The organism is Pseudomonas sp. MF6747 (assembly GCF_963890955.1).
Classification (GTDB): domain Bacteria; phylum Pseudomonadota; class Gammaproteobacteria; order Pseudomonadales; family Pseudomonadaceae; genus Aquipseudomonas.
In genome coordinates, this window is sequence record NZ_CAWPSZ010000004.1 from 236,813 (window position 1) to 254,592 (window position 17,780).

The window sequence follows — 17,780 nt, forward strand, 5'->3', positions numbered from 1 at the left end:
GGAGGTCAGGCACTGGCCGCGCGAGGGCCCATTTCGCCGAAATTGCCGGATTTGAGCATGGGGGTTCGGGGCTGTCTGTCACCCGAAACCCGGACATCAGAAAGGCGCAAAACGGCCTTGGCTGAGGGTTCATTGCTGAATCGATTAAACGTTTGTAGGAAATTGGCTATTTGTGGCCGCTACCAATGCTTAAAGGGTTCGTTTAAAAAATTATATTTTCCATATAAATCAATAATTTAATTAAATCTAAAGACGATAGGCAGTTTTTCGTGGGCGGAATAAGCCGTCAGAAACGTCGAATTAATGACGTGGTTTTTATGGCAGGTTGTGTCCCTCGTTTCCGCTGCATACGTAGGACAAATCCCTATGGCTAAATAAAATCTCGAACGCCGAATTACGTTCAAGGAGCACGGACCGCGCCTCACAAACCCAGGGCGCCCCGTCGACGGTTTTCGACATCAAGGATGAGATGGCTATGAGTCTGACCCGCAGTATTGGCGACACACAGAGCCCGCATTTCTACGCCGAAATGGGTGAGTTGATTTCAAGCAGTGGCCACCAGCACTTCGCCGCCAACATGTTGCACCTCGTGGACAAGTGGGTGCCGATTCATCTGGTGGACCTCAGTGAATGGACGCTCGACGAGCTGCGCGACAGCGTGCGCGAGATCAAGCTCCTGGGCAGCGCCGGCGTTAAAAATGACCTGTCTGCGCCGCAGACCCTGCACCCCATCAAGGATCACCCGCTGCTGCGGCAAATGCTGCGCATGCAGGACCCGCTGCTGATTCAGATGAAGGCCAAGGCCAACAGTGCGCACCCGCGCGGCAGCTCACACCAGTGCAACCTGGTGTCGCGCCAGGGCAATCGACGCTGCGTGATTTCGTTCTATCGCCCGCCAACCCAGCCAGGGTTTTCGCTGGCGCAGTTGTCGTTTCTCAAGTGCCTGTCGGACACCCTGCTGCCGTTGATGGAACGGCACGCGCAGATCCTGCGCCAGGCACCGCACACCGAGATCGAGCCGGCGCACAACCCGCTGGAGCAATCGCAGCTGCAGCGCGAGTTCTACAAGCGTTTGTCGTTAAGCGATATCACCCTCTCGGCGCGTGAGCAGGAAGTGTGCCTGGGCCTGTTGACCGGCGGCACCGTGCCGCAAATGGCGGAAAAACTCAGCGTGAAAAACAGCTCGATTGAAACCTACCTCAAACGCGCCGCTGCCAAGTTGGGCGTCAGTGGCCGACATGGCCTGGCCAAATGGATGGTTGGCGCCTGATGAACAAAGCGATGCTCACAACGGTAGGCATGGCCTGGATGCTCGGCGGTTGCTCGCTGATCCCCGAGTACCAGCGGCCAGCGCCGCCTGTGCCTGCGCAGTACCCGCAAAGCGGGGTTTACCGCCTGGCGCAATCGGGCACCGTGGCGATAACACAGGACTGGCAGCATGTGTTCCACGACCCTGCCTTGCAGCAGTTGATCGCCAATGCGCTGCTCAACAACCGCGACCTGCGCGTTGCGGCGCTGAATGTGCAGGCGTTCCAGGCGCAGTACCGCATCCAGCGTGCGGACCTGTTCCCGGCCCTGTCCGCCACAGGCGCCGGCAAACGCCAAAAGTTGCCAGGCGATGTGACCGGCACCGGCAAGTCTGCGATTACTTCCAATTATTCCGCCACGTTGGGGCTCAGCGCTTATGAACTGGATTTGTTCGGCCGTGTGCGCAGCCTCAGCGAACAGGCGATGCTCACGTACCTGGGCACCGAAGAGGCACGACGCAGCGCGCAGTTGAGCCTGGTGGCCAACGTCGCCAATGCGTACCTGACCTGGCGCGCCGACCAGGAACTGCTGGCCCTGGCCCAGCAAACCCTGGAAGCCGACGACCACAGCTGGCAGCTCACCAGCCGCAGCAAAAGCGCGGGCAAGGCCTCGGCGCTGGACGTGGTGCAAGCGCGCACCGCAGTGGAAAGCACGCGTGCGAGCGTGGCCCGTTATGAACGCCAGGTCGCCCAGGACCTGAACAACCTCGCCCTGCTGGTGGGCGCGCCGGTGGATGAGCGTTTGCCCGCGCGACCGCTCGCCGATGAACTGGTGGCGCGCGTGCCCGCAGGGCTGCCGTCCGACGTGCTGCAACGGCGCCCGGATATTCTCCAGGCCGAATATCAGTTACAGGCCGCCAACGCCAATATCGGCGCGGCGCGCGCGGCGTTCTTTCCATCCGTGACCCTCACGGCCAACGCCGGCAGCACCAGCACGCAGCTGTCGGGGTTGTTCAAGGGCGGCTCGGGCACCTGGACTTTCCAGCCGCAGATCAACCTGCCGATTTTCAACGCCGGCAGCCTGCGCGCGAGTCTCGACTACGCAAAACTGCAAAAGGACATCACCGTGGCCCAGTATGAAAAGTCGATCCAGACGGCTTTTCAGGAAGTCGCCGACGGCCTCGCCGCCCGCCAGACCTTTAATGACCAGCTGGATGCACAACGCGATTTCGTCGCGGCCAACCAGGCCTATTACGACCTGGCCCAACACCGTTACCGCAGCGGCGTGGACAGCAACCTGACGTTTCTTGATGCACAGCGCTCGTTGTTCAGTTCGCAACAAGCGCTGATTGTCGACCGGCTGGCACAGTTGGTGGCGGAGGTGAATCTGTATACCGCGCTGGGGGGCGCGTGGGGGGATACGCCAGTGCTGGCGACGGCAAAATAAAGCGGGTTTGGATGTGGGCTAGCCACATCCTTTGTGCAGCGTTCAAGGATTGCGCTGTGCCACCCGCCACACCTTGTTGCCCACATCGTCTGCCACCAGTAACGCGCCTTGCGCGTCGAGGGTCACACCCACCGGCCGGCCCTGGGCCTGGCCCGCGGCATTCAGAAAACCGGTCAGGAAGTCGACCGGCGTGCCAGCGGGTTTGCCGTCCTTGAAGGCAATGAACACCACCTTGTAACCGGCCTGCGGGTTGCGGTTCCACGAACCGTGCTCACCGACAAACACGCCATCGGCGAACGCCGTCGGCATGCCGCGCGCATCCGAGAAGGTCAGGCCCAGCGGCGCGACGTGCGTGCCAAGGGCGTAGTCGGGGGCAATGGCCTGGGCCACTTTGTCCGGACGCGGCGGTTGCACGCGCACATCGACGTGGGCGCCGTAGTAGCTCCACGGCCAGCCGTAGAACGCGCCGTCCTGCACCGAGGTGAGGTAATCGGGGACCAGGTCGCTGCCGATTTCGTCACGCTCGTTGACCACTGTCCACAGTTGTGTGGAGCCGGGCTTCCAGGCCAGGCCATTGGGGTTGCGCAAGCCGCTGGCGAACACGCGCTTCTTACCGCTGGCGAGGTCCAGTTCCCAAATGGCGGCGCGGCCTTCTTCGGCGTCGAGGCCGTTTTCACCGACATTGCTGTTGGAACCCACGGTCACATAGAGCCGCGTGCCGTCCGGGTTGGCCAGCAGGTTTTTGGTCCAGTGATGGTTGATCCCGGCCGGCAGCTCGGTGACCTTTACCGGCGTGGCGTCTATATGGGTCTGGCCCGAGGTATACGGCACCTTGACCACCGCGTCGGCGTTGCCGATGTACAGCTCATCGCCCACCAGCGCCATGCCGAAAGGCGATGTCAGGCCGGCAAGGAACTCGGTGCGTACTTCGGCGTGACCATCGTGATCGGCGTCGCGCAGCAAGGTGATGCGGTTAGCGCTGGGCGTATCGGCGCCAACCCTGCCCATCACAAACCCCATCGCGGTACGGCGTGCCCAGGCGATCAAGCCCGTGCCGCCGTCAGTGGCGCCTTCGGGCATCGGGGGGTGATTGCTTTCGGCGACCAGCACATCGCCATTGGGCAAGGTGTAGACCCAGCGCGGGTGGTCGAGATTGTCGGCCAGCGCCGTCACGGTGAAACCTTCAGGCGCCGTGGGCTGGGCGTTGCCGGGCCAACCGACGGCCTTTGAGACGTTGAGTGTGGGGATCAGCGACGTGCTGGGTTCCGGTAATTGCGGGGTGGGGCCAACGCTGGCCTGGAACGGCAACTTGGACGATTCACCACAGGCGGTGAGAGCAGTGGCAGCGCAGATCAGGAGCGCAAGGCGGCTCGGTACATTCATGGTTGAAACCTCGGGGCAAAATCCCGACGGAGTATTGCGTGATGGAGCGCGGGTAAACACCGGCAGTGGCGCAATTGAATATTAACCGGCGGGCACGAATGCCAAGGGATGCGCCTGGCCGGCTTGCGGCAACCACTCCGGCCGCGCTGCAAGTCACAGCCAACGGCCCATCGCCAGGCTGAACGGCGAGAACTCGGCAAACTGCCAACGCAATGCCAACGCTGCCGGGCGCCGTACCGCATGCTCCACGGTCAGCGTCCATAGCCGCTGGGCACCGTCGAACATGGCCACCTCTGGGCCGCTGAGGATCAGCGCGGTGCGCCCGGCAATCTGCAGCACATCGCCCGATTCGAAGTCGATAAACAACAGCCCCGCCACCGGATTGGCCGACAGGTTGCCCAGGGTGTTGAAGAACAGATTGCCGGCGAAGTCGGGAATGGTCAGCACATTGCCGTCGACGCGCACGAAGCCGGTGTTGCCGCCGCGATGGGAGACGTCTACCGAGCGTGCGCCCTCCTCGTCAACGTAGCTTGCGACAAAGAAGGTGTCAGCGTTGCGGATCAAGTCTTGCGCGGCGTCATCCAGTCCGTTCAAGGGCTCGACCAAGGTGCCGGGTTTGCGCGCGATCCCCTCGACCGGGCGCCGTTGAATGTACTTGGGGCAGTTGCCGAACGTGTGCACCACATCAACCGAAAAGCCAGCGCGACCAAGGCTGCCCACGCGCCCGTTCATGCGGTTGCGGCGGCGGGTAGTGAGGTCGATGCCCAGCAGGCCCACGGACGCACCGCGGTGTAACGCAGCCAGCGCCGGATCGCCTTTGGACGGCAAGCTGTCGATCTGCAACGTGTGCGGGTCGGGTGAATGGGCAAACCCCGGCGCGCCTTCTAGCAGCGTCGCCCAAGGGATGCCCTGCGCATCCACCACCGCGAGCATCAAGTAGGGCAACAGCGGATAGAAATCCCGATGCTGCTCCGGTAAATGGTCGCGGATCACCTTGGGCCCCACGACTGCCATGCGCTCGGCAACGCCGGCGCTTTGCTGCATCTGCCGTTCGCCGGCATGCCAGGGGGAGGGTTCGATCTGGTTCATGGCGCACTCCTCAGGTTCGATGAGTGAATGCTGCGCCCTGTCACCCATCAAGAGAATGCCCACGCTTGGCAATCCAGCATTACGCCAACTGAAACGCCGGATGATCCCGCAGCGCTGCCACGCAGTGATCGACAAAACTGCGCACGCGCATCGGCGCGTTGCGGCCTTCGCGGTACACCACGTGCACCGCCAGCGCCGGCAGTTCAAAGGCCGGTAGCAGGCGACGCAACTGGCCGCTCGCCAACTGTTCATGCACCGGGTAGCTGAGGCAGCGAATCAGCCCCGCACCGTGCACAGCGGCATTGATCGCGCCCTGCACCGTGGTGCAACTCAAGCGTGCGCGCGCCTTTAATGAGCCGCCTTTGAAGCCCCAGTCAACCTGATCGGCACTGGCGATCAGGCGATGCTGCTTGAGGTCGTCGGGATGCGCCGGCTCGCCGTGAGCGGCCAGGTAATCGGGGCTGGCGCAGAGAATCGGGCACACCTGCCCCACCCTTCGGGCGATCAGTGACGAACTGGGCAGTTCACCAACCAGGATTGCCACGTCCAACCCCTCTTCATGCAGGTTGGGGTAATAGTCGTGATAGCGGGCGACGAGACGCACGTCGGGGTAGCGCTCCATATAGCCAGCCAACACCGGCGCCATGACGTAGCGGCTGAACAGAAACGGCAGAAAGACTTGCAGGTTGCCCTGAGGCTGCGCGTGCAAACCCTGGGCCGAGGCTTCGGCGGCGTCCACCGCGGCCAGCAGGCGTAGGCAGTCGGCCAGGTAGACGCTGCCCGCGTCGGTCAGGCTCACACCTCGCGTACTGCGTTGCAGCAACTGCGCGTGCAGGCGCGCCTCCACACGCGCAATCGCACGCATCAGGGTCGGGCTGGAGACGTGTGCGTGACGGGCCGCCGAGGCCAGGCTCGGTTGCCCGGCGAGCGCCGCAAACAGCTGCATGTCGCGATAACGTTCCATCAACTGCGCCGCTTCAACGCCGGGTTCAGGGCCGCGTCCTGCCCGAGGCGGTGGGTGAGAAAGTCGACAAAGGTATGGATTTTGGCCGGTACCCGGCCGCTCTTCTGGAACACCACCTGGATCGGCAGTGGCGCCGGCTCGAATTCCTCCAGCACAATCTCCAGCTCGCCCGCCGCCACCGCCCCTGCGACTTGATAGGACAGCACCCGCGTCATGCCCCAACCCAACCGCGCCAGGTGGATCGCCGCGTTATTGGCCGTGACCACCAGACGCGGCTCGATAGGCACGGTCAGCGGCTGGCCGCCGTCGACAAACCGCCACTCGCTCACCAACTGGCTGGAGGACGACGTGACAATCTTCGCTTCATGCAGTTGCTCTGGCCGCGCCGGCCTTGCGTGCTGGTCGAGATACCCTGGCGCAGCACACACTACGCGGCGCACTTCACCCACCTTGATCGCCTGCTGCCCCGGCTCTTGCAGATGGCCGATGCGCACGGCCACCTCCACGCCTTCATCGACCATGTTCACCACGCGATCGACCAGCAAGGCGTTGATGCTCACCCGCGGAAAACGGTCCAGGTAATCGCCCAGCACCGGCGCCACATACAACTCGCCAAACAGCACGGGCGCGGTCAGCGTCAGCTGACCGCTCGGGATGGAATAACTGCCTGCCGCCGCTGCCTCGGCCTCGTTCAGTTCGGCGAGGATGCGTCGGCAATCTTCCAGGTAACGCTGGCCGGCTTCGGTCAGGTGCAGGCTGCGCGTGGTGCGCGACAGCAGTTGCGTGCCGATGCGTTGCTCCATGGCGGCAATGGCCCGGGTCACGCTGGGCGGCGAGGTTTTCAGGCGGCGTGCGGCAGCAGCGAAGCCCGCCTCCTCGGCGACCGCGAGAAATACCTGCATTTCATGAAATCGGTCCATCGGCGCTCACTCTTCTAGCCACAGATCATTTACTGCGCTTGCAGCCCCACTGCCGTGCGCGGCATGCCGACAAAGCCCGGCAAGGCCTCGATGCTGGCAAGCCAGGCCCGCACCTGAGGGTAGTCGGCCAGCGACACATTGCCTTCCGGCGCGTGGGCGACGTAGGTGTAGAAGGCAATATCGGCAATACTCGGCTGTTCGCTGGCCAGGAAGCGGCTTTGGGCCAGTTGCTGCTCCACCAGCGTCAGCAGCGCGTGCGAGCGACTGATGGCGGTGACGGTATCGACCTCGGCGCCAAACACCACGGCCAGTCGCGCGGCCGCCGGCCCGGCGTGAAGTTGACCGGCCGCGGCCGACAGCCAGCGCTGCACGCGCGCCTGGCCGACAGGATCACTCGGCAGCCAGCGGCCGTCGCCGTAGGTGTTCGCGAGGTAGACCAGGATCGCATTGGAATCGGCCAACACCGTGCCGTTGTCATCGATCACCGGCACCTGGCCGAAGGGGTTGAGGCGGGCCATAAAGTCCGGGGCTTTCTGCGCGCCGTGCTTGAGGTCAACCAGAATAAATTCGCGGGGCAGCCCCAACAGCGACAACATCAGCTCCACGCGGTGGGAGTGGCCAGACAGTGGGAAACCATACAGTTTGATCGCAGACTGAGACATGAAAGGCTCCAAGGATGGGGGATCGACGCCCGCATCTTCCGCCGCTGCACTGATCGAGAGAATCATCAGGATTTACAATCGAGCATTTCACCGGACGAAACAATCACTGCGCGAATAATTCCATGATCAGGCTGAACAGGGTGATCTTCACCGCGCTGTCCAGCTCGGTCCAGGCCAGTCCGGTACTGGCCTCATACGCCCCCAGCTCGAGGTGACGCGACACGCAATTGGCCGGCAGCGCGCGCGCCGCCTGTTGCGGCAACACCCCGACGCCCAACCCGGCAGACACCAGCGCGAGCATGGTGGTGAACTCACCCAGTTCCGAGGCGATGTCCAGCGTGATGCCCAGGGCATTGATGAACTCGTCGTAGAACCCCGGCGCATAACGACGCGCGAGGATGTACACCGGCACGTTGAGCAAGTCCTGGGGCTGGAGGGTGGTCTGGGCCGCCAAAGGATGATCGACCGGCAATGCCACGCAAAAACTTTCATGCAATACCGCGCGGGTCTGCACGCCGGGATGGGCGGCCGGCAGGCGCATCAGGCCGAAATCCAACAGGCCGTTTTTCAAGGCGGCGGCTTGATCGGGGCCGGGCATGTCCTTGAGTTCCAGCTCGATACGCGGGTAGCGCAGGTGTACGGCGCGGATCAGCTGCGGCAACAATTGCGGCAATACCGACGACACAAATCCCAGACGCACTCGGCCGATTTCGCCACGATGAGACGCCCGCGCGGCGTCTGCGGCGCGCGCGGCCTGGTGCAAGGTGGCCTGGGCTTCGGGCAAAAATGCGCGCCCTGCTTCGGTCAGCGTCACCGAGTGGCGATTGCGATCCAGCAGGCGCACACCCAGGCCGCTTTCCAGCAACTTGATCTGCATGCTCAGCGCCGGCTGCACAATCGATAACTGCGCCGCCGCCCGGCCGAAGTGCAGTTGCTGGGCAAGCACCACGAAGGCGCGCAAGTGTTTTAACTCCACGAAATCTCCCGGTTATCAAAAACCATGATCACCCGATCACAAATGAAAATTGGACGCTGACCCGCGCCTGCGGTGAAGTAACGCACCGTCATACACGATATGACAGGGCTTGGCCTATAACAATGAGAACAAGGAGGCACCATGCTCGGCATGGCTAACGACACTTATCTGCTGGTGGATGCGCTGGTCACGATTATCGGATTGATATTGTTGATCACCCATTTGAAGGTCCATCCGTTTGTCGCGCTCACCGTCGCCGCAGGCTTTCTTGGCCTGACCTCCGGCATGCCGGTGGACAAGGTGATGAAGTCTTTCCAGGACGGTTTTGGCGGCGTACTCGGGTTTGTCGGCATCATCCTTGGCCTGGGCACCATGCTCGGCAAACTGATGGCCGACTCCGGCGGCGCCGATCAGATCGCGCGCACGTTGATTCGCGCATTTGGCAAACAGCGCGTGCACTGGGCAATGATGTTCTCGGCGTTCCTGGTGGGCATTCCGCTGTTTTTCGAGATCGGGTTTGTGCTGCTGATCCCTCTGGTGTTCATCGTGGCACGCCGTACCGGGCTGTCGCTGATCAAGGTCGGCATGCCGCTGCTCGCCGGGTTGTCGGTGGTGCACGGGCTGGTGCCGCCGCACCCTGGGCCGCTGCTGGCCATCGGGATTTTTGGCGCGGACATCGGCAAAACGATTTTCTACGGGCTGATTGTCGGCCTGCCCACGGCGGTGATCGCAGGCCCGCTGTTCGGCAACCTGATTTCACGCTACGTCCCCGGCCACGCATCGCCGGAACTGATGGAGCAACTGGCGAAAGAGTCCACGGGGGAAAACCTGCCGGGCTTTGGCATCACCGTCACCACCATCCTGTTGCCGGTGGTGCTGATGTTGCTCAAGACCTTCGCCGACGTAGCCTTCGCTGCCGACAGCGTGTTCCGCGTGTGGATGGACTTTATCGGCCACCCGATCACCGCGTTGCTCGCGGCGCTGCTGCTGGCGTTCTATACCTTTGGGGCGGCCCGCGGTTTCTCGCGTGAACAGCTGAGCAAGCTATTGGATTCAAGCTTGGCCCCGACTGCCGCGATTGTGCTGATCGTCGGCGCGGGCGGCGGCTTCAAGCAGATGCTGGTGGCCAGCGGCGTCGGCGACGTGATCGGGCACATGGCGGTGCGCGCCGAGATCTCGCCGATCCTGCTGGCGTGGTTGGTGGCGGCGGTGATTCGCGTGGCCACCGGTTCCGCCACCGTGGCGACGATCACCGGTGCGGGAATTGTCGCGCCAGTGATCGGGCTGATGCCCGGCGTGAACCGTGAGCTGCTGGTGCTCGCCACCGGTGCCGGTTCGCTGGTGCTGTCACATGTCAACGATGCCGGGTTCTGGTTGGTGAAGCAGTATTTCAACATGACCGTCGTCGAAACTTTCAAGACCTGGACGCTGATGGAGACCCTGCTCTCCTTCGCCGCCCTGGGATTCATCATGCTGCTGTCGTTGGTGGTGTGAAGCGTTAGGAGAGGTAGCCCATGCAAAGCGTTTTAGACAACTTCCGCCTCGATGGCCGGCTCGCGCTGGTCACCGGTTCCAGCGCCGGTATCGGCCTGGCGATTGCCCGTGGTCTGGCCCAGGCCGGTGCGCGGGTGGTGCTCAACGGGCGCAACCGCGCCACCTTGCGCGATGCGGCCGCACTGCTGGCGCTCGAGGGCCTGGAGGTGCACACCCAGGCATTCGACGTGACCGACAGCGCGGCGATCCAGGCCGCCGTGACCGACATCGAGGCGCGCCTGGGGCCACTGGAAATCCTCGTCAACAACGCCGGCATGCAACGCCGTGGCCCGTTGGAAGACTACAGCGAGCAACACTGGCGCGAGCTGATCAGCACCAACCTCGACAGCGCCTTCCTGGTCGGCCAGGCCGTGGCCCGGGCAATGATCCCGCGCAAGCGTGGGCGCATCATCAATATCTGCTCGGTACAAAGCGAGCTGGGCCGCCCTGGCATCGCGCCGTACGCGGCGAGCAAGGGCGCGTTGAAAATGCTCACCAAGGGCATGGCCATCGACTGGGGCCCGCACGGGCTGACCGTCAACGGCATCGGGCCCGGCTACTTCAAGACCGAACTGAACGCCAACCTGGTGGCCAACCCCGACTTCAGCGACTGGCTGGTGCAGCGCACGCCGAGCCGCCGTTGGGGCGACGTGGCCGAGCTGGCCGGTGCCGCGGTATTCCTTGCCAGTGACGCGGCCAGCTTCGTCAACGGCCATATCCTCTACGTCGACGGTGGCATCACCGCGTCGCTGTAATCCTGGAGAATTTTATGCACGCTATCGTCTGTCACGCTTCAAAGGACCTGCGGGTCGATCCCCAGGATGAACCGCAACCCCTCGCCCCCGACCAGCTGCGCGTGCGCATCGCGCGGGGCGGTATCTGCGGTTCGGATTTGCACTACTACCAGCACGGCGGCTTCGGCACCGTGCGCCTGCGCGAGCCGATGGTGCTCGGCCACGAAGTGTCGGCGGTGATCGACGCGGTAGGCAGCGACGCCGGGGTATTCAAGGTTGGCGAGCGCATTGCGGTGTCGCCATCGCGCCCCTGCGGCGGCTGCCGCTATTGCCATCAGGGCTTGCCCAATCACTGCCTGAACATGCGCTTCTACGGCAGCGCAATGCCCTTTCCCCACATCCAGGGTGCGTTTCGCCAGAGCCTGGTGATCGAGGCCCATCAGGCGCATCGCCTGGCCGACCACGTCAGCCTCGCCGAGGGCGCACTGGCCGAGCCGTTGTCAGTAGGCTTGCACGCGATTCAGCGCGCTGGCGCGGTGTTCGGTAAACGCGTGCTGGTGACCGGCTGCGGCCCAATTGGCAACTTGCTGATCGGCAGCCTGCGTGCTGCCGGTGCCGGTGAAATCGTGGCCGTGGACGTGTCCGCCAGCGCCCTCGCCTGCGCCGAAAAGATGGGCGCCACACGCACCCACAACATCGCCGACGGTGCCGATGCGCTCAAGCGCTACACCGCCGAAAAGGGCTATTTCGAGGTGATGTTCGAAGTCTCCGGCAGCGCCCAGGCCCTGCGCAGCGGCCTGGAATGCATCGCCCCGCGTGGTGTGCTGGTGACGGTGGGGTTGGGTGGCGATGTGTCGTTGCCGTTGAATTTGCTGGTGAGTCGCGAGATCGATTTGCGCGGCACATTCCGCTTTCACAGCGAGTTCGCCCAGGCGGTGGATTTGCTCAATCGCCAGATCGTCGACGTACGCCCAGTGATCTCCCACACCGTGCCGTTTGGCGAGGCGGTGCAGGCGTTTGAGTTGGCGGCGGACAAGACCCAGGCGATGAAAGTGGTGTTGGATTTTGGTGTGCCGGATCTGGATTGACGCCTGGCCTGGAATGCAATCCCCCCAGCAAAGTTGATCCCTGTGGGAGCTGGCTTACCTGCGAAAGCGGTGGCTCAGTTACACATGAGCTGGCTGCCCCACCGCATTCGCGAGCAAGCCCGCTCCCACATTTGATCGACATCAGTGCTGAAGGCTGCGCAGGTCGCTGGGCCGACTGGACCAGTGCCGAGTGTCTGTCTACGCTCACCACCGAGTGGAACCCTCCATCGCCAAGGGTTGCAACAACACGTAAGGCTCAGGCGCGCTCTTCAAGCCTGAAGCGCAAAAAACGATGGCTCTTGGAAAACAACCGCTGGTAGGTGAGCAGTACCGCACCTACCGTGCCCAACGCCGACGAGGCGGCGATCAGAAACATGATCACGATCTGGTAGCGCACCGCGTCCACCGGGCTCTCTCCCGCCAGCACCTGGCCGGTCATCATGCCGGGCAGGCTGACGATGCCAACCACGGTCATCTGGTTCAGCGTCGGGATCATCCCGGCGCGCACGGCCTGGCGGATGGCTTCCTGCGCGGCTTCCCAGCGCGAACCGCCCAACGCCAGGATCATCTCGATGGTATTGCGCCCCGAGGTCAATTCCTGGGTCATGCGCTCGATGCCCAGTGACACGCCGGTCAGGGTATTGCCAAGGATCATCCCCAGAATCGGAATCGCATACTGCGGCTCGTACCACGGGTGGATGCGGATCACCGCAAACAAACCCACCGCCGTGACCAGCCAGGAGCTGCCCCACACCGACAGGATGCTGTCGACCCGTTGCCCGCGATAGGTCCTGCGCCCACGTCCGGCCGCCGACAGGCCGGCGATCAAAGTCATCGCGCACATCAGCGGCAGCACCACGTACCAGTAGGCAAACTCGAACACCCAGCCCAGCAGATAACCAATGGCCAACAATTGCACCACCGTGCGCACCGCCGCCCACAGCAACTGGCGACCCAGGCCCAGGCGCAAGAGCAACGACAGCGCGCCGTTGATCAGGATCAGCGAGGCGGCGATGCCCATGTCCAGCGCGGTAAGGTTTTGATAATTCATGGTTGGGCCACTGCGCTCAGCACGCCGGCGCTCATCTGCAGGTGGATGGCGCTCATGCGTTGGGCCTGGTCGAGGTCGTGGGACACCCAGATGAAAGCACGCGAGTTGTCGCCGGCAAACCAGGCGTCGATCAGCGCTTCCACATCACGGGAGGACGTGGGATCGAGGGCCGCTGTGGGTTCGTCGAGCAACAGCACTTCGGGGTTGAGTTGCAGCGTGCGGATCAGCGCGACCACCTGGGCTTCACCGCCCGACAGGTCACCGGCATTTTTGTGCAGAAAGTCCGCAGTTTTCCCGGCATGCCCCAGCAGCGTGGTGACCGCCTGCAGGTCAAAGCGGCGCTTGCGCAACGTCTTGAGGCTGAACGGAAAACGCAGGTTGTCCTGCACTGTGCCCTCAAGCAGCGCAGGGCGTTGCGACAGGTAGCTGATGTGGCTGCGGTAATGGGGAATTTCGGCATTGGCAACCGGCTGGCCGTTCCACAGAACCTGCCCCGAGGTGGGTGCATCCAGCAGCGCCAGCGCGCGCAGGAACACGCTTTTGCCGGAGCCGGAAGAGCCGGTGATCGACACGCGGTCGGCGCTGTTGAGGGTGAAGTCCGTCGGTTCAAGCAAGGCCACTTGGCGACGCTCGTCCACGCGCGTGAGGGCGCGGGTTTCTATCAGTGCGCTCATGGACGCGGTGTTCCTCTTAAATCCTGTTGGGCGCAATGGTGCGGCAGGTGCACGAAGATTTCATGAAAAAATTCAAACTATCGCCATTCATGTCGTTCACACCTTCACGTGCAACGTAAAACAGGAGGCGACATGCAATACCGACAACTGGGCCATTCAGGCCTGCTGGTATCCGAAATCATCCTGGGCACCGTGCCCTTCGGCGGTCGCGCCGAGTTTGAAAAGTGCGGCGCGGTGGATGTGCCGCAGGCCAGGCGCATGTTCGACATCGCGTTCGACGCCGGCGTGAATATGGTCGACACCGCCGACCTCTACTCCCACGGCCTGGCCGAAGAAGTGGTGGGCAAGGCGTTGGGCGACAAGCGTCACGACATCCTGTTGGCCACCAAGGGCCGCAGCCCGGTGGACAAGAACCCGAACAACTCCGGGTCCTCGCGCTACCACTTGATTCGCGCCTGCGAAGCCAGCTTGAAGCGCCTGGGCACCGACCACATCGACCTGTACCAATTGCACAATTGGGACGGCATGACGCCCATCGAGGAAACCCTCGAAGCGCTGCGACTGTTGGTCGGTTCGGGGAAGATCCGCTACTTCGGCACCAGCAACTTCACCGCCTGGCAAATGATGAAAACCCTGGGCAAGGCCGAGCTGCACGGCATGCTCAAGCCCATCACCCAGCAGATTTACTACACGCCGGAATCGCGCGAAGCCGAATATGAACTGCTGCCGCTGGCACTCGACCAGTCCGTCGGCACGCTGGTGTGGGGCCCGATGGGGGAAGGCCTGCTGACCGGTTCGACGCGGCGCGGGCACACACCACCGGCCACTACCCGCCAAGGCAGTGGCTGGCCGGAACCCTATGTGCATGACCAGGAACGCGCGCTGGATATCATCGAAACCCTCGCCGCCGTGGGCGACGAGCACGGTGTATCGGTGGCGCGCACGTGCCTGGCGTGGCTCAAGGATCGCCCGGGCATTACCTCGCTGATCGTCGGCGCCCGCACCGAAGCACACTTGCGCGACAACCTTGCGGCGACCGAACTCAAACTCACCGAAGAACAGTCTTCACGCATCGAGGCGGTGACACGGCGCCAGCCGTTGTACCCGTACTGGCATCGCTTCACTGCCGGGATTGACCGTTTTGATCCGGCGGAGCAGCCGTTCCTGGCCGAGCATCAAAAAACCATGGATGCGCGCAAGGACAAATAAGAGCAACACGACAAAAAGGTGGGAGCGGGCCTGCCCGCGAAGGCGATGGTTCCGTCAGCGCATTGGCTGACGGACACCGCGCCATCGCGGCCAGGCCCGTTCCCACACTGGCAGGGTTGCACTGAGCGCCAATGCTGCCTATATTTCCCGCCTGGCGCTCTCTACGCCACCTTCCGCGGAAAGGGCTGCGCCCAAGACACTCAAGCTGCATTTCATTTTTACGACTCCCAACCTTAAAGCGGAAAAGGTCTGTGCAAGGAGATCGTATGTCGCAACGCCCTTTATCCTCCAACACCGATGGCCGTCTTAACCTTGAGCAGCAGCGCAAGCGCGCCAAGGAACTGTTGCCGCGCCTGAAAAGCCAGGACCCTACCGCCACGTTGTCCCAGGCCCAATGGCACGTCGCCCGGCAACTGGGTTTCAGCAGTTGGCCCAAGCTCAAGGCGCACGTCGACGCCCTCGACTTCGCCGCCCGCCATCCCGCGTTTGAGGCCAGCGATGAAGCCCGTACCAGCCACTGGCGTTGCGGCAGCGACATTGCCCATAGCCTGCAGGTGGCTGGGTTCAAAGGCCGGTTCCAGATGCTCACCGATCCGCTGTGCATGGGGCCGGTGCGTGACCTTCCCGGCGACGCATTCCGCGCGATGCGCAGCGCGTTTATCAGCCAGGCCTTCGCCCTGGACCCCACCGAAGTCGCGCGGCGCATCAACGATGAATACCACCAGCTTGGAGCCTTGGCCGACGCCGATCACAGCGTGCTGTGGTGTGAGGCGGATGCCTACGACCAGCTGTTCCTGATCCGCGCGTTGGCCGGGCTTGAGCAGGCACCGCGCAAGCTTGAGCTGATCGAAGTGGACCGCATTCCCGGCGTCGAGCGGTTTATCGGCATTGGCCAACTGGCACCCGATGTCCTCGCGTGGTTATGGCCACAGCGCCGGTTGATCGACGATGAGGCCGTGGAACTGGCCAAGCAGGCCTGGTCGGCTTACTGCAACCCCTCACCGGTCAACTGGGCGCAACTGGCGCAGGGCAACCACCGCGCCCTGCCCTTGCTCGCGCCCGCACTGACGCGTCAATTGCAGGAATTGCCAGGCAGGCGCGATGGTTTGTCACTCACCGAACGCTTGTCCCTGCAGTACATCGCCGAAGCCGGGCCCGTGCCGTTTGGTCGAGTGTTCGCAGAACTGATGGGCAAGCGCGAGCCGCTGCCGTTTCTGGGCGACACGATGTTTCATGCGTTGTTGCGGCCGTTGATCGATGGTGACGAGCCGTTACTGGTCGAGACTGCAACCGAGCCCGAATGGCCACGTCGCTTACTCGCGCTGACCCCACTGGGGCAGGCGGTGCTGAACGCCGACGCTTATTGGCTGGACCACGCCAACCAGGTGCGTTGGGTTGGCGGGGTGTGCCTGGAACCCCGCCAACCCCACTGGACGCTGGATGACGACCACCAGCCTTTATGGCGTGATTGACGGCCGCGGTTCGTGGATCGGGCACCCGTTGTGCTCGGCCCTGAACCCCGACGACATCTCGTAAGCCGGTTTACGCACGCGCATTACCCCGCCCAACGGGCGATGCGCCACCAGCCCGTGCCACGGGCTGAAGGCCATGCCGTCGTCGATTTTCTGGACGTTTTCAGGGCTCCAGGCCGCTTGGGGCTCAAGGTCGATGCGCGCCACGGTCACGTACGGGCTGAGGTCCTCGGGCCATTGCACGGAAGCATCCTCGATGGGCATTTTTTCCAGATCAGTGGCCAATTGCACGCGCACCTCCCAAGTGCCGCCGCTCTGGGCAAAGTAAGCCTCAACGGCTGCGCGCAGGCCGTCGGGGTTATCGCCAAAGTCCACGTGCAAGTCGGTCAATGCCGTCAGGTTGGACGACACCGGCACCACAGCGATTTTGGCGTAGTAAGGGCCATAGAGCATCGGCACCACGCTGGAAAAGCTCTCGCCGAGGATATGGGTCTGCGGATGGCCGCCGAGGCTCTTCAGCGTGCCGCTTTCGCCGCCCATGGATTCGAGTGTGGCTTCCACGCCTCGCAACAGCGCCGAGAAGGCTTTTTTCATGCCCGGCGCCTTGTCAGTGGTCTTGGCCAACAATTTCAGCGTCTTCAAAAAAGCCTTGGGCGTTGCGGCCGTGAAGGCCTTGGCGTTTTGCATGACGAAATCCTGGGTGACCTCGCCCTCACTGCCCGGCAATCGCGGGCCGTCCACGCCGACGATCTTGATTGCCAACCCGCGGGGCGTGGACACCTTGTCATCGAGAATATCGCCTGGGTTGGTCGAAAAGCGCAGGTACACCGGCAAGCGCACCGGTTTGGCGAAGGCGCCCTGGGCCAGTGTGGCGGGCAGGTTTTCCAGCACGCTGATGTGCCCGCGCAGCAAGCCGTGGGCCTTGGCGTGGACACTGCGAGTGGCATGGCCATTGTCGCGAAAGGTAGTTTCCATGATGCCGTGCAGCGCTTCAGCCAGCTCCTTGCTGGTCTGCGCTTCATCATCGGGAATCTGTTCGAATGACGGCTCAAAAGCCAAAGGCTGAATCGCTGGGTTGACTGCAGGTAGGTCGTTCATCAGGCGTCTCTCCGCTCGGCAAGGTATTCACGGCAGGCTTTTTTCTAATAGGCAGCGACGACTGAATAAATGCGGCCGTCTTGATTGATAGGGCCGAGGCAGAGAAACGGATGTTCAACAAATCCGCACGGCGTCGGACGAGCGGTTAGCCTGCCGCCCGGAAGCCCGCTCGAACCTTTTGCCAAGCGTACTCGTCGTAACGTTATCCCTCACCGATAAAGCCCTCAGGTGCA

16 protein-coding genes are annotated in these 17,780 nt (G+C 63.0%); 7 read left to right on the top strand and 9 right to left on the bottom strand.

The features are described from left to right. Positions 1 to 475 precede the first annotated feature (475 nt). The gene (locus AACW30_RS06105) at positions 476 to 1,270 is read left to right on the top strand and encodes a helix-turn-helix transcriptional regulator (protein ID WP_106578919.1); all 795 of its coding nucleotides are present in this window, start codon (positions 476 to 478) and stop codon (positions 1,268 to 1,270) included. Further along, on the top strand, positions 1,270 to 2,694 hold the full coding sequence (locus tag AACW30_RS06110; protein WP_119742839.1) for an efflux transporter outer membrane subunit: 1,425 nt from the start codon (positions 1,270 to 1,272) through the stop codon (positions 2,692 to 2,694). The genes AACW30_RS06105 and AACW30_RS06110 overlap by 1 nt, the downstream gene beginning before the upstream one ends. Positions 2,695 to 2,736: 42 nt before the next feature. Here AACW30_RS06110 and AACW30_RS06115 read toward each other — a convergent pair whose 3' ends face one another. The 6 genes from AACW30_RS06115 to AACW30_RS06140 form a co-directional block, all read right to left on the bottom strand. After that, complete coding sequence (locus AACW30_RS06115) at positions 2,737 to 4,077, bottom strand: PQQ-dependent sugar dehydrogenase (RefSeq protein WP_200624488.1); 1,341 nt, start codon at positions 4,075 to 4,077, stop codon at positions 2,737 to 2,739. Between the two features lie 153 nt (positions 4,078 to 4,230). Further along, positions 4,231 to 5,166 (bottom strand): pyridoxamine 5'-phosphate oxidase family protein, encoded by a 936-nt coding sequence (locus AACW30_RS06120; protein ID WP_200624489.1) that lies wholly within the window; start codon positions 5,164 to 5,166, stop codon positions 4,231 to 4,233. A 79-nt stretch (positions 5,167 to 5,245) separates the two neighbouring features. Beyond that, positions 5,246 to 6,130 (bottom strand): LysR family transcriptional regulator, encoded by an 885-nt coding sequence (locus AACW30_RS06125; protein WP_200624490.1) that lies wholly within the window; start codon positions 6,128 to 6,130, stop codon positions 5,246 to 5,248. Continuing rightward, on the bottom strand, positions 6,130 to 7,050 hold the full coding sequence (locus AACW30_RS06130) for a LysR family transcriptional regulator (protein ID WP_200624491.1): 921 nt from the start codon (positions 7,048 to 7,050) through the stop codon (positions 6,130 to 6,132). Before AACW30_RS06130 ends, AACW30_RS06125 begins: the two co-directional genes overlap by 1 nt. Before the next feature lie 29 nt (positions 7,051 to 7,079). Then, entirely contained in the window at positions 7,080 to 7,712 is a 633-nt protein-coding gene (locus tag AACW30_RS06135; protein ID WP_200624492.1) for a glutathione S-transferase family protein, read from the bottom strand. A 103-nt stretch (positions 7,713 to 7,815) separates the two neighbouring features. Beyond that, the gene (locus AACW30_RS06140; protein ID WP_179677079.1) at positions 7,816 to 8,688 is read right to left on the bottom strand and encodes a LysR family transcriptional regulator; all 873 of its coding nucleotides are present in this window, start codon (positions 8,686 to 8,688) and stop codon (positions 7,816 to 7,818) included. Between the two features lie 141 nt (positions 8,689 to 8,829). Here AACW30_RS06140 and AACW30_RS06145 point away from each other — a divergent pair, with 141 nt between their 5' ends. From AACW30_RS06145 to AACW30_RS06155, 3 genes are read left to right on the top strand one after another with little or no spacing between them, the layout of a single operon-like run. Continuing rightward, positions 8,830 to 10,182: a GntP family permease gene (locus AACW30_RS06145; RefSeq protein WP_200624493.1), complete on the top strand. Its 1,353-nt coding sequence runs from the start codon at positions 8,830 to 8,832 to the stop codon at positions 10,180 to 10,182. A 20-nt stretch (positions 10,183 to 10,202) separates the two neighbouring features. Further along, complete coding sequence (locus AACW30_RS06150; protein WP_200624494.1) at positions 10,203 to 10,976, top strand: glucose 1-dehydrogenase; 774 nt, start codon at positions 10,203 to 10,205, stop codon at positions 10,974 to 10,976. A 14-nt stretch (positions 10,977 to 10,990) separates the two neighbouring features. Then, the gene (locus AACW30_RS06155) at positions 10,991 to 12,043 is read left to right on the top strand and encodes an L-idonate 5-dehydrogenase (protein ID WP_200624495.1); all 1,053 of its coding nucleotides are present in this window, start codon (positions 10,991 to 10,993) and stop codon (positions 12,041 to 12,043) included. A gap of 256 nt (positions 12,044 to 12,299) precedes the next feature. On the opposite strand, the gene AACW30_RS06160 is transcribed toward AACW30_RS06155, so the two are convergent. Then, complete coding sequence (locus tag AACW30_RS06160) at positions 12,300 to 13,094, bottom strand: ABC transporter permease (RefSeq protein WP_179609009.1); 795 nt, start codon at positions 13,092 to 13,094, stop codon at positions 12,300 to 12,302. Then, a complete protein-coding gene (locus tag AACW30_RS06165; protein ID WP_200624496.1) occupies positions 13,091 to 13,768 on the bottom strand; it encodes an ABC transporter ATP-binding protein in 678 nt (225 codons plus the stop codon). The genes AACW30_RS06160 and AACW30_RS06165 overlap by 4 nt, the downstream gene beginning before the upstream one ends. Before the next feature lie 132 nt (positions 13,769 to 13,900). Between AACW30_RS06165 and AACW30_RS06170 the strand changes: the two genes are divergently transcribed. Together AACW30_RS06170 and AACW30_RS06175 are read left to right on the top strand one after the other, a co-directional pair. Further along, entirely contained in the window at positions 13,901 to 14,977 is a 1,077-nt protein-coding gene (locus AACW30_RS06170; RefSeq protein WP_119742743.1) for an aldo/keto reductase, read from the top strand. 266 nt (positions 14,978 to 15,243) lie between these two features. Continuing rightward, positions 15,244 to 16,449, top strand: a complete 1,206-nt coding sequence (locus AACW30_RS06175; protein ID WP_200624497.1) for a DUF1835 domain-containing protein — start codon at positions 15,244 to 15,246, stop codon at positions 16,447 to 16,449. On the opposite strand, the gene AACW30_RS06180 is transcribed toward AACW30_RS06175, so the two are convergent. After that, entirely contained in the window at positions 16,435 to 17,550 is a 1,116-nt protein-coding gene (locus AACW30_RS06180) for a catalase family protein (RefSeq protein ID WP_442793515.1), read from the bottom strand. The two genes, AACW30_RS06175 and AACW30_RS06180, sit on opposite strands and share 15 nt — an antisense overlap. Positions 17,551 to 17,780: the final 230 nt, after the last annotated feature.

Coding starts and splice junctions, on each gene's coding strand:
- AACW30_RS06105 (WP_106578919.1), top strand. CDS start 476: ATGAGTCTGACCCGCAGTATTGGCGACACACAGAGCCCGCATTTCTAC.
- AACW30_RS06110 (WP_119742839.1), top strand. CDS start 1,270: ATGAACAAAGCGATGCTCACAACGGTAGGCATGGCCTGGATGCTCGGC.
- AACW30_RS06115 (WP_200624488.1), bottom strand. CDS start 4,077: ATGAATGTACCGAGCCGCCTTGCGCTCCTGATCTGCGCTGCCACTGCT.
- AACW30_RS06120 (WP_200624489.1), bottom strand. CDS start 5,166: ATGAACCAGATCGAACCCTCCCCCTGGCATGCCGGCGAACGGCAGATG.
- AACW30_RS06125 (WP_200624490.1), bottom strand. CDS start 6,130: ATGGAACGTTATCGCGACATGCAGCTGTTTGCGGCGCTCGCCGGGCAA.
- AACW30_RS06130 (WP_200624491.1), bottom strand. CDS start 7,050: ATGGACCGATTTCATGAAATGCAGGTATTTCTCGCGGTCGCCGAGGAG.
- AACW30_RS06135 (WP_200624492.1), bottom strand. CDS start 7,712: ATGTCTCAGTCTGCGATCAAACTGTATGGTTTCCCACTGTCTGGCCAC.
- AACW30_RS06145 (WP_200624493.1), top strand. CDS start 8,830: ATGCTCGGCATGGCTAACGACACTTATCTGCTGGTGGATGCGCTGGTC.
- AACW30_RS06150 (WP_200624494.1), top strand. CDS start 10,203: ATGCAAAGCGTTTTAGACAACTTCCGCCTCGATGGCCGGCTCGCGCTG.
- AACW30_RS06155 (WP_200624495.1), top strand. CDS start 10,991: ATGCACGCTATCGTCTGTCACGCTTCAAAGGACCTGCGGGTCGATCCC.
- AACW30_RS06160 (WP_179609009.1), bottom strand. CDS start 13,094: ATGAATTATCAAAACCTTACCGCGCTGGACATGGGCATCGCCGCCTCG.
- AACW30_RS06165 (WP_200624496.1), bottom strand. CDS start 13,768: ATGAGCGCACTGATAGAAACCCGCGCCCTCACGCGCGTGGACGAGCGT.
- AACW30_RS06170 (WP_119742743.1), top strand. CDS start 13,901: ATGCAATACCGACAACTGGGCCATTCAGGCCTGCTGGTATCCGAAATC.
- AACW30_RS06175 (WP_200624497.1), top strand. CDS start 15,244: ATGTCGCAACGCCCTTTATCCTCCAACACCGATGGCCGTCTTAACCTT.